Source organism: Thermus composti (assembly GCF_014647535.1).
GTDB classification, from domain to species: domain Bacteria; phylum Deinococcota; class Deinococci; order Deinococcales; family Thermaceae; genus Thermus; species Thermus composti.
The window spans coordinates 18005-27767 of record NZ_BMPJ01000024.1 but is presented as its reverse complement, the minus strand read 5'-3'; the positions used below and the strand labels follow the sequence as shown (position 1 = coordinate 27767).

11 protein-coding genes are annotated in these 9763 nt (G+C 69.0%); 1 reads left to right on the top strand and 10 read right to left on the bottom strand.

Going from position 1 to position 9763, the window contains the following annotated elements; genetic code table 11:
* Positions 1 to 10: 10 nt before the first annotated feature.
* Positions 11 to 547 (bottom strand): thioredoxin family protein, encoded by a 537-nt coding sequence (locus IEX93_RS09230; protein ID WP_188847921.1) that lies wholly within the window; start codon positions 545 to 547, stop codon positions 11 to 13.
* Positions 548 to 574: 27 nt separating this feature from the next.
* Between IEX93_RS09230 and IEX93_RS09225 the strand changes: the two genes are divergently transcribed.
* Positions 575 to 1714 carry an MFS transporter gene (locus tag IEX93_RS09225; RefSeq protein ID WP_188847920.1) on the top strand — a complete coding sequence of 380 codons (1140 nt, stop codon included), beginning with the start codon at positions 575 to 577 and terminating at the stop codon, positions 1712 to 1714.
* Here the strand turns inward: IEX93_RS09225 and IEX93_RS09220 are convergent.
* The 9 genes from IEX93_RS09220 to IEX93_RS09180 all read right to left on the bottom strand — a co-directional run bounded on the left by IEX93_RS09220 (position 1704) and on the right by IEX93_RS09180 (position 9679).
* A complete protein-coding gene (locus tag IEX93_RS09220; RefSeq protein ID WP_188847919.1) occupies positions 1704 to 2501 on the bottom strand; it encodes an SDR family NAD(P)-dependent oxidoreductase in 798 nt (265 codons plus the stop codon). The genes IEX93_RS09225 and IEX93_RS09220 overlap by 11 nt on opposite strands.
* Positions 2502 to 2505: 4 nt before the next feature.
* Positions 2506 to 2715 carry a hypothetical protein gene (locus IEX93_RS09215; RefSeq protein WP_188847918.1) on the bottom strand — a complete coding sequence of 70 codons (210 nt, stop codon included), beginning with the start codon at positions 2713 to 2715 and terminating at the stop codon, positions 2506 to 2508.
* A 217-nt stretch (positions 2716 to 2932) separates the two neighbouring features.
* Entirely contained in the window at positions 2933 to 3355 is a 423-nt protein-coding gene (locus IEX93_RS09210) for a thioesterase family protein (RefSeq protein ID WP_188847917.1), read from the bottom strand.
* 2 nt (positions 3356 to 3357) lie between these two features.
* Entirely contained in the window at positions 3358 to 4692 is a 1335-nt protein-coding gene (locus IEX93_RS09205; protein WP_188847916.1) for a phenylacetate--CoA ligase family protein, read from the bottom strand.
* Entirely contained in the window at positions 4649 to 5053 is a 405-nt protein-coding gene (paaI, locus tag IEX93_RS09200; RefSeq protein WP_188847915.1) for a hydroxyphenylacetyl-CoA thioesterase PaaI, read from the bottom strand. Before paaI ends, IEX93_RS09205 begins: the two co-directional genes overlap by 44 nt.
* Complete coding sequence (locus IEX93_RS09195; RefSeq protein ID WP_188847914.1) at positions 5050 to 5778, bottom strand: ABC transporter ATP-binding protein; 729 nt, start codon at positions 5776 to 5778, stop codon at positions 5050 to 5052. Before IEX93_RS09195 ends, paaI begins: the two co-directional genes overlap by 4 nt.
* Positions 5775 to 7529 carry a branched-chain amino acid ABC transporter ATP-binding protein/permease gene (locus tag IEX93_RS09190; protein ID WP_188847913.1) on the bottom strand — a complete coding sequence of 585 codons (1755 nt, stop codon included), beginning with the start codon at positions 7527 to 7529 and terminating at the stop codon, positions 5775 to 5777. The genes IEX93_RS09195 and IEX93_RS09190 overlap by 4 nt, the downstream gene beginning before the upstream one ends.
* Positions 7526 to 8503: a branched-chain amino acid ABC transporter permease gene (locus IEX93_RS09185; protein WP_188847912.1), complete on the bottom strand. Its 978-nt coding sequence runs from the start codon at positions 8501 to 8503 to the stop codon at positions 7526 to 7528. Before IEX93_RS09185 ends, IEX93_RS09190 begins: the two co-directional genes overlap by 4 nt.
* A gap of 3 nt (positions 8504 to 8506) precedes the next feature.
* A complete protein-coding gene (locus tag IEX93_RS09180) occupies positions 8507 to 9679 on the bottom strand; it encodes an ABC transporter substrate-binding protein (protein ID WP_188847911.1) in 1173 nt (390 codons plus the stop codon).
* Positions 9680 to 9763 lie beyond the last annotated feature (84 nt).

Below are 9763 nucleotides of genomic sequence, written 5' to 3'. Positions count from 1 at the left end.
GGATAGCGCCTCACGAAGAGTCATGGCACCGATCTATCCCAGAAGTTACATAATGGTCAAGTCTGCCCTCTCCCCCCAAAAGGGCCCGCCACTCGGCAAGCATGGCCTCGGCGAAGCGGGGGAAGGCCTCGTGGTAGCGGCGAAGGCGCTCGGCGGGAGGCAAGCCCTCCTCCTTGGCCTTCCGGAGGAAGGCCCGGGCGGCCTCGGGGGGCCCGTGCCAGCGGGCGAGCTCCCCAAAATCCCCGTCCAGGAAGACCACCGTGGGGACAATGCGCTTCCCCTCCTTGGCGTAGGCCTCGGCCAGGTCGGGGTTTTGGTCCCGGAAGAAGAAGCGGGCCTCGAGGGGAAGCCGGGCGAGGACGGGGATGGCCTGGACGGAGTCCGGACACCAGTCCTCCACCAGGACCAAAGCCCGGGGGGCGGGCAGGGGAGGAAGGGGAGGAAGCGCCCGGTAAAAGGCCTCCACCCGCTCCCGGTTCCGGCGAAGCCTCGGGAGGAGGTCTGGGTAGAGAAAGCCCTCGTAAAAGCGCGCCGCCACCGGGTCCATGCTCCCATCCTACGGTAGGCTTAGCCCGTGGACCGGAGGCTTTTCGCCCTCCTTTCCGGGGTGCTTTTGGGGACGGTGAGCGAAAGCAGCCTGGCCCCCGCCCTCCCCGTGGTGCAGAAGGCCTTCGCCGTGGGGCCGGAGGCGGCCCAGGGGGTGGTCTCCCTGGGGCTTTTGGGCGCCACCTTGGCCTACCTTCCCGTGGCGGCGCTTTCGGGAAGGTGGGGGGCGGGAAGGCTTTTTCGGCTTGGGCTTCTCCTCCACGCCCTCTTCGCCCTCCTATTAGCCCTGGCCCCAAGCCTCTTTGCCCTCTACCTCTTCCGCTTCCTCCAGGGGGTGGCCACGGCCATGGTGGTGGGCCTGGTGCCGGGCCTGGCGGCCACCGCCTACCCCAAGGCCCGGGGGTACGCCTTGGGCCTCGTGGCCAGCACCGTGGCCACGGGGACCCTTCTGGGCCCGGCTTTGGGCGGGCTTGCGGCGGGGGCGGGGCTTCCCTTCGTCTTCCTCCTGCCCCTGCCCCTAGCCCTTCTGGCCCTGCTGCTTTCGGGCGACCTCCCCGAGCTTCCCCCGCAAGGGGGGGCTTTGGCCGCCCTCTTCCAAACCCCCGGGTTTATCCGGGCCCTCCTCGCCACCGGCCTCTACTTCCTCCACACCCTGGGGAGCACCGTGGCCCTGGCCTTTTACCTGGGGACGGAGGGGATGGCGCCCGGGACCATCGGCGGGGTGCTTCTGGTGGGGCCTTTGCAGCTCCTTTTCCTCGGGGCCTGGGCGGGGCGGGTGGCGGACCGGCTGGGCTACCGGCGGGTGGCCCTCCTGGGGGCCTACCTTCTGGTGGGGGCGGGGCTTCTCTTCGGCCTTCTTCCCCTCCTCCACCCTCTTTGGGGGGCGGCTTTGGGCCTCGGGCTTTTGGGGGTGGGGCGGGCCCTCTTCCAGGCGGCCAACAACGCCCTGGTCCTCTCCTTAGCCCCCAAGGGGACGGAGGGCCTCGCCTCGGGGGCCCTTTCCGTGGCCCGGGCCTTGGGGCAGGCCCTGGGGAGCGCCTTGGCGGGAGGGCTTTTGGGGCTTTTTTACCGCCTCCTTCCCGAGCACGGGCTGGCCTTCGCCGCCACGGTCTTCCTCCTCACCCTCCTCATGGGGCTTTCCGCCTTTTTGGTGCGGGCTAACCCCTAGCCAGCAGGTGGGCCATGCGCCTTTGGATGAGCCGGGTGGCGTAGAGGGGGCTTAGGCGGTAGAGGAGGTCCATGGCGCGGGCGTCCTTGCCCAAGAGGACCCGGAAGGCGTCCCGCTCTACGGCGTCCAGGAGGATCCGGGCCGCCTCCTCGGGCTCGAGGACCGGCACCCCCCCCTCGGCCCGGGGGGCCTCCACCCCCGAGTGCTCGGCGATCCCCGTGCGCATGGCCCCGGGCAAGGCCAGGGTCACCCGCACGGGAGTCCCCTGGAGCTCGGCCCAAAGGGCCTCGGTGAGGAGCTTCACCGCCGCCTTGGAAGCCCCATAGACCGCCTGCCCGGGCACGGGCACGAAGGCCCCCATGCTGGCCACGTTCACCAGGTGGGCCTCGGGGCGCCCAAGGAGCCTTGGCAAAAAGGCCCGGGTCATGTAGAGGGTGCCGAAGAAGTTCACCCGCATCACCCGCTCTAGGACGGCCTCCTCCAGGTCCAGAAGGCGCTTGAAGGGCTGGATGATCCCGGCGTTGTTGATGAGGCCGTCCACCTGGCCGTGGGCCTTTTCCACCGCCTCCGGGAGGGCCTGGACCTTGGGGCGGTCGGTGATGTCCAGGGGGTGGAGGCTAAGCCCCCCCGCCAGGCCTCCCGCCTTGGCCTGGGTCTCCCTTAGCCCCTCCTCCCTGAGGTCCACCACCGCCACCCGGGCACCCCTTTTCAGGAGCTCCAAAGCCAGGGCCTGCCCCAAGCCGCTTCCCGCCCCGGTGACCACCACCACCTTGCCCGCCAGGCGCATGGGTTTAGTCTACGCCCGCCTTCCGCCTTAGGGCGAGGAAGACCGGGATAACCCCTATCCCCGCCAGCAAGGCCCCGGGGAAAAGAAGGGGAAGCCTACCCAAAACGCTCATCCAAAACAGGAAGACCCCCACGCCCCAGGGCAAGGCCGCAAGCGCCCCCCAGCGGTAGGCCGCCCAGGCCTCCTTGGGCCTTCCCGTCCAGAGGTTAGGCAAGCGGGGGGCTCCTCGGAAAAAGGGGCCTCGAGGACCGCCCCCCCTATAGGCAGGGCCGTGGCCGCCATGGCGGCGAGGACCACGGGAAAACCCGCCTCCAAGGCCCCTAAGCAGGCCAGAAGGGAGAGGGCCAGGACCGCCCGGTCCCGGAAAAGCCTTGCCCGAAGCCAGGGGGAGAGGAAGAGGAGGGGCGGGGCCAGGGCCTCGAGGAGGTGGATTAGGACGATTTTTGCGCCTCCCAGCGCTCCCTAAGGCGGCGGAAGAGGGCCTCCACCTTGGCCTTGGGGAGGATCACCTGCTCGGTCCGCCCCACCCCGATGAGGTCGCCCAGCTCGTTGTAGGCCTCCATGGTGGCGTGGACCCGGTTGCCCTCGGTCCTTTCGTGCCGGGCCACGATCCGCACCCGCATCCCCGGGAGCGCCGAGGCCAGGTGGCGCACCTCCACGTAGCTCCCGATCCCCTCTTCCCCCTCCTCCAGAAAGGGCAGGATGATCTTGCGGCCCGCAAGCTCCATGTGCTTGGCCATCCAGTAGGTGGCGTAGACGGGGTGGACCGGCCCGAGCTCCTCAAAGTGTACGGTCATCTCCGGGGTAACCACCGTCTCAAAGGTGGCCTCAAAGCCTTCGGGGATGGGGCGCATGGCTACTTGCGCAGGTCCAGGACCCGCTTAAGCTTCCCCCCTTCGCTCCTTGGGGCCTCCCCCGGGGCGAGGAGGGTGACCTTGAAGCTGACGCCGATGGTTTCCTTGATCCTGCGGGCGATCTTCTCCCTCAGGGCGTGGAGGCGGTGGTCCGCTTCCACCACCTCGTCGGAGAGGGCCTTTTGGCCCACCTCCCGGAAGAAGGCCTCGGTGACCTCCACCTTGAGCTCCGCCTCGTCCAGGGTGCCCTCCCGCCGCACCACGATCTGGTAGTAGGGCGCCACCTCGGGGATGTCCAGAAGGATCGCCTCCACCTGGGTGGGGTAGACGTTCACCCCGCGGATGATGAGCATGTCGTCGGTGCGGCCCAGGATGGGCCCCATGCGCACGTGGGTGCGGCCGCAGGCGCAGGCCTCGTAGGTGAGGAAGGTGAGGTCCCCCGTCCAGTAGCGGAGGAGGGGCATGGCCTCCTTGGTGAGGGTGGTGAAGACCAAAACCCCCACCTTGCCCTCCGGCAAAGGCTCCCCCGTGTCCGGGTCCACCACCTCGGGGAGGAAGTGGTCCTCCCAGATGTGGCTTCCCTGGCGCTCCTCCACGCACTCGTTGGCCACCCCGGGGCCGATGATCTCGGAAAGGCCGTAGATGTTGGTGCTCCTAACCCCAAGGCCCTCGTCCACCTGCTTCCTGATGGCCTCGGTCCAGGGCTCCGCCCCCAAGACGGCGTACTCCAGGGAAAGGGCCTCCGGGGAAACCCCCCGCCTCTTAAACTCCTCCGCCAGGGTCTGGGCGTAGGAGGGGGTGCAGGCGATCACCTCGGGGCGGAAGTCCTGGATGAGCAGGACCTGCCTTTCCGTCATCCCCCCCGAGACCGGGACCACCGTCATCCCCAAGGCCTCGGCCCCCCCGTGAAGCCCAAGCCCTCCGGTGAAGAGGCCGTAGCCGTAGGCGTTGTGGAGCATCATCCCGGGCCTCGCCCCGGCCGCCGCCAAGGAGCGGGCCACCACCTCGGCGAAGACCTTGAGGTCGTTCTTGGTGTAGCCCACCACCGTGGGCTTGCCGGTGGTGCCGCTAGAGGCGTGGATCCTCGCCACCTCCTCCCGGGGCACGGCGAAGAGGCCGAAGGGGTAGTGGTCGCGGAGGTCACTCTTTTTGGTGAAGGGGAGTCTGGGGAGGTCCTCGAGGCCCCGAATCCCCTTGGGGTCCACCCCGGCCTCGTCCAGGAGCTTCTTGTAGAAGGGAACCCGCTCGTAGACGTAGGCCACCAGGCGGCGAAGCCTCTCTTCCTGAAGCGCCCTAAGCTTCTCCCTGGGAAGGGTTTCCAGTTCCGGCTGGTACATCGTCACCTCCCAAGCGAAAGACCGTTCCCGTGAAAAGGGCCACCAGCTTCCCTTCGGAGACCAGCTCCACCCGGTAGGTGGCGGTGCGGCGGGAGAGGTTCACCTCCACCGCCTTTGCCTCCACCCTCGCCCCCAAAAAGAGAGGGCGGAAATAGTCCATGCGGCAGGAAAGGGCCACGGCGGGGCCCCGGGAGTTAGAGGCCAGGGCGAAGGCGCTATCCGCCAGGGCGTAGAGGAAGCCCCCGTGGGCGGTGCCGTGGAGGTTCAGGTGCTCCGCCCGCACCACCCCCGCCACCACCGCCTCCCCTGGGCCTAGGTGGCGCACGGAAAACCCCAGGGCCTCCATGAAGGGGTCCTTCACCCCTCCACCCCCCGCGCCGCCCCCAGGTAGGCCTCCACCACCCGGGGGTTGGCCTTAAGCTCCTCGGCCCGCCCGGAAAGGGCCACCTCCCCCGCCTCCAGCACCACCGCCCGGTCCGCCAGGGAGAGGGCCATCCTGGCGTTCTGCTCCACGAGGAGGAGGGTCATCCCCTCCCCCTTGAGGGCGGCGAGGGTGCGGAAGATCTCCTGGACGACGAGGGGGGCAAGGCCCAAGGAGGGCTCGTCCAGAAAGAGAAGGCGGGGCCTCGCCATGAGGGCCCGGCCGATGGCCAGCATCTGCTGCTCCCCCCCGGAGAGGGTCCCCGCAAGCTGGCGCCGCCTCTCTTCCAGGCGGGGAAAAAGGGCGTAGACCCGCCTGAGGTCCGCCTCGAGGGCCTCCCCCCGCCGGAAGCGGGAAAACCCCCCGAGGAGGAGGTTGTCCTCCACGGAAAGCCCGGGGAAAAGGGCCCGCCCCTCGGGGACGAGGACCACGCCCCGCTGCAGGAGGGCCTCGGGGGTCCTTTGGGGGAGGGGCTTTCTCCCAAGGCGCACCTCCCCCTCGGTCCGGGCAAGGCCTAGGATCCCCCTTAGGACGCTGGTCTTCCCCGCCCCGTTGGGGCCGATGAGGGCCAGGGCCTCCCCCTCCTCCAAGGCGAAGGAAACCCCCCGCACCGCCTCCAAGGCCCCGTAGCGCACCGTGAGGTCCCGCACGGCCAAGAGACTCATGCCGCCTCCTCCCCCAGGTAGGCCGCCCGCACCAGGGGGTTCTTCTGCACCTCCTCGGGCGTCCCCTCGGCGATCTTCTCCCCGTAGTTCATCACCACCACCCGGTCCGCCAGGCCCATGATCAGGTCCATGTCGTGGTCCACGATGAGGACGCTGTACCCCTCCCGGGCAAGGCCCAGAAGGAGCCGGGCGAGTTCCCGCTTCTCCCCGGCCCTAAGCCCCGCCCCCGGCTCGTCCAAAAGGAGCACCTCCGCCCCCGAGGCGAGGAGGCGGGCGAGCTCCAAAAGCCGCTGCTGCCCCGCCGTGAGCCGGTCCGCCCGCTCCAGGGCGAGGCCTTCCAGGCCCACCCGCCTAAGGGCCTCGTAGGCGGTGGCCAAAGCCCTTTCCTCCTCCTTCCGGTGAAGGCCCAGGAGGACCCGCACGAACCCCGCCCGGGTGCGGGCGTAGGTGGCCAGGGCGGCGTTTTCCAGGACCGTCATCTCGGGAAAGACGTGGGGGTGCTGGAAGGTGCGCCCCAGGCCCAAGGGGTGGATCCGGTGGGGGGGAAGGCCCGTGATCTCCTTGCCGAAGAGGAAGACCTCTCCCCCGTCCGGGGGAAGGGCCCCGGTCAAGAGGTTGAAGGTGGTGCTCTTCCCCGCCCCGTTGGGGCCGATGAGGGCCAGGATCTCCCCGCGCCTTAAGGCCAAGGAGACGCCGTTCACGGCGATAAGCCCCCCGAAGGCCTTCCGCAAGCCCCTGGCCTCCAAGACCACCTCCCCCCGCCGGCCCGAGGGGGGCCTTGGGGGGAGGGGCTCCCCCTGGGGGAGGGCCTTCCGCCCGGAGGGGCGCCTTCCCGCAAGAAGGGGCCAAAGCCCCTGAGGGGCGAAGAGGAGGATCCCCGCCAGGACGAGGCCGTAGGCGATGGTCTCGTAGTTCCCCTGGCGGCCTAGGAGGAGGGGGAGGAGGTCTTTGAGCCAGTCCTCTAGCCCGGTGAAAAGGGCGGCCCCCAGCAGAACCCCGGGGATCGTCCCCACGCCCCCCGCCACCGCCATCACCAGGTACTTGATGGAGGCCTCGAGGGAAAAGGGGGTGGGGTTTACGAAGCGGAGGAAGTGGGCGTACAAAAACCCCGCAAGCCCGGCGATCCCCCCCGCAAGCAAAAAGGCCTTGAGGCGGAGGGCCGCCGGGTCCACCCCGAAGCTCGCCGCGGTGAGGGCATCCCCCCTAAGGGCGAGGAGGGCCCGGCCCAGGCGGCTTTCCCTCAGGTTCTTAAGGGCCAAAACCCCAAGGGCGAGGAGGAAAAGGCCAAGGAAAGCGTAGCGGAAGGGGGTGTCCAAGGGGAGGCCGAAAAGGCTCAAGGGGGGAAGGTCGGTAAGCCCCGTGTGCCCCCCGGTGAGCCCCACCAGGTTCCCGGCGAGGATGTACAGGGCCACCTGCCAGGCGATGGTGGAAAGGGGGAGGAAGTGGCCCTTAAGCCGCACGGTGAGGAGGCCCAGCACCAGGGCGAAGGCCACGGTGAGGCCGAGGCCCAAGGCGAGGCCCGCCCAGGGGGAAAGCGAAGCCCGCGCGGTGAGGAGGGCGGTGGCGTAGGCCGAAACCCCCATGAAGGCCGCCTGGGCGAAGCTGGTCATCCCGCCAAGCCCCGTGAGGACGTAGAGGGAAAGGGCCACCAGGGCGGCGATGGCGAAGAAGTTGAGGAGGGTGAGGTAGAAGGGAAAGGGGGATAGGAGGAAGGGCAAGAGCAAGAGGGAAAACCAGAGGTACCGCCTCACTCCTCCACCCCCTTCGCCCTAAGGCTTTGGTAGAAGAGGGCCGGCACCAAAAGGAGGAAGACCAAAGCCTCCTTGTAAGCGCTGGCGTAAAAGCTGGTGAAGCTCTCAAAGAGTCCCACCAGGACCGCCCCCAAAAAGGCCACCGGGTAGCTCACAAGCCCCCCCAAAATGGCCGCCACAAAGGCCTTGAGCCCCAGCATGAAGCCCATGAAGTAGGCGGCGTTGATGAGGGGGGCCAGGAGAAGCCCCGAGAGGGCCGCCATGAGGCCTGCGATGGCGAAGGCCACCATCCCCGCCTCCTCCGGGCGGATCCCGCAAAGCCTCGCCCCAAGCCGGTTCTCCGCCGCCGCCAAGAGGGCCTTCCCGAAGAGGGAACGGCGGAAGAAGAGGTAAAGGGCGGCAGCGCTCAAAAGGGCGAAGGCGAGGACCAAGACCCCCTGCCAGGTGAGGCCCACGGTGGCCTCCCCCTGAAGAAGGGGGTCGGGGCGGTACTGCTCGGGGCCGAAGAAGACGAGGCCCAGGCCCTGGTAGGCCACGTGAAGCCCCACCGCCATGATGAGGAGGGCGAGGACCGTGGCCTCCCGCATGGGCTGGAAGAAGACCCGGTAGGTGGCCACGCCCAAATAGACCACGAGGAGGAGGGCCGCCAAATAGGCGAGGGCCGGGTTTCCCCGGGCGAGGAGGAAGAGGAGAAGAAGCCCCGCCCCGCCCGCGAGGGGAAGCCCACGCCCCCTCCCCCGCTCCAAAAGGGCCCAAAGGGCCCCGAGGGCGAGGGCGAGCCAAAGGGTCCCGGGAAGCTTCCCCCCCTGGAGCCAGACGAAGGAGAGGGGGGCGAACATCATGAGCTCCCCGATGGGCACCAGGATCACCCGGGTGACGGCGAAGACCAGGACCATGGCCAGGGCCAGGAGGCCGTAGACCACCCCGTTCTGCACGCCGTCCAGGAGGAGGAGGCCGAGGATGGTGGCGTCCATGGCTTACCGGAAGACCCGCTCCAGCTTCCAGCGGCCGTTCTCCACCCGCACCATCACCGCCGCATCCTCAAAACGGAGACCCAGGTGGTCCTCCTTGGTGAAGGTGAAGACCCCCTGGGTGGCCACCACGCCCCGGGTGGCCTCGAGCTCGTCGCGGAGGGCGGCGCGGAAGGCGGCGAGGTCCCTGGCCGGGTCGGCCCGCTTCAGGGCCCGTTCCAGGGCGGGCTTCAGGATGAGCCAGGCGTCCCAGGCGTGGGCCCCGAAGGTGGAGTAGCTGCCGATGCCGTACTTGGCCTCGTAGCGCTGGATGTAGTCCAGGGCCACCCGCTTGGAGGGGAAGGTGCTAGGAAGCTGCTCCGCCACCAGGATGGGCCCGGCGGGAAGAAGCGTCCCCTCCACGTCCCTGCCCCCCACCCGGAGGAAGTCGGGGTTCGCCACCCCGTGGGTCTGGTAGATGAGGCCCCGGTAGCCCCTTTCCTTGAGGGTCCTTTGGGGAAGGACCGCCGGGGTGCCGCTTGCGCCGATGAGGACGGCATCGGGCCTGCGGGTGATGATCCTCAGGGCCTGGCCAGTGACGGAGGTGTCCGTGCGGTTGTAGCGCTCGCTGGCCACGAGCTGGAGCCCTTTGGCCTTGAGCTCCGCCTCAAAGAAGCGGGCCCAGCCCTCCCCGTAGGCGTCGTTGAAGCCGATGTAGCCCACGGTCTTCACCCCACGGGCCGCCATGTCGGCCACGATGGCCCGGGCCATGAGCTCCTCGGTCTGGGGGGTCTTGAAGACCCAGAACCGCTGGGCGTCCACGGGGTGGATGATTTCCTTGCCGGCGGCCAGGGAGATCATGGGCACCTTGGCCTCGGCCACCACGGGGATCATCCCCAAGGAGGCCGGGGTGGTGGCGGTGCCCACGATGGCCACGGCGCCCTCCTCCACCAGGCGCCGCGTGTTCCGCACCGCCTGGGTGGTGTCGGAGGCGTCGTCCAGGATGACGAACTCCACCTTCCGCCCGGCCACGCCCCCCTGGCGGTCCACCATCTCCTGGATGAGGGGAAAGGTGTTCCGCTCGGGGATGCCCAAGGAGGCGGCGGGCCCCGTGGCCGAGACCACCACCCCCACCTTCAGGGTGCCTTGGGCCCATGCGGAAAGGGCCAGCACCAAAAGAACCGCCCACCAACGCTTCATGGTTTCCCTCCTTCTTCCCACCGGGCCTTGGAAGCCCGGACCAGGGCAAACGAACACTCGTTTGGTTCGGCTACCAGTCTAGGA

What these genes read in the sequence shown, in the direction of transcription:
- IEX93_RS09220 (WP_188847919.1), bottom strand. Translation starts at nt 2,501, where the DNA reads ATGCGCCTGGCGGGCAAGGTGGTGGTGGTCACCGGGGCGGGAAGCGGC.
- IEX93_RS09195 (WP_188847914.1), bottom strand. Translation starts at nt 5,778, where the DNA reads ATGAGTCTCTTGGCCGTGCGGGACCTCACGGTGCGCTACGGGGCCTTG.
- IEX93_RS09230 (WP_188847921.1), bottom strand. Translation starts at nt 547, where the DNA reads ATGGACCCGGTGGCGGCGCGCTTTTACGAGGGCTTTCTCTACCCAGAC.
- IEX93_RS09210 (WP_188847917.1), bottom strand. Translation starts at nt 3,355, where the DNA reads ATGCGCCCCATCCCCGAAGGCTTTGAGGCCACCTTTGAGACGGTGGTT.
- IEX93_RS09180 (WP_188847911.1), bottom strand. Translation starts at nt 9,679, where the DNA reads ATGAAGCGTTGGTGGGCGGTTCTTTTGGTGCTGGCCCTTTCCGCATGG.
- IEX93_RS09205 (WP_188847916.1), bottom strand. Translation starts at nt 4,692, where the DNA reads ATGTACCAGCCGGAACTGGAAACCCTTCCCAGGGAGAAGCTTAGGGCG.
- IEX93_RS09185 (WP_188847912.1), bottom strand. Translation starts at nt 8,503, where the DNA reads ATGGACGCCACCATCCTCGGCCTCCTCCTCCTGGACGGCGTGCAGAAC.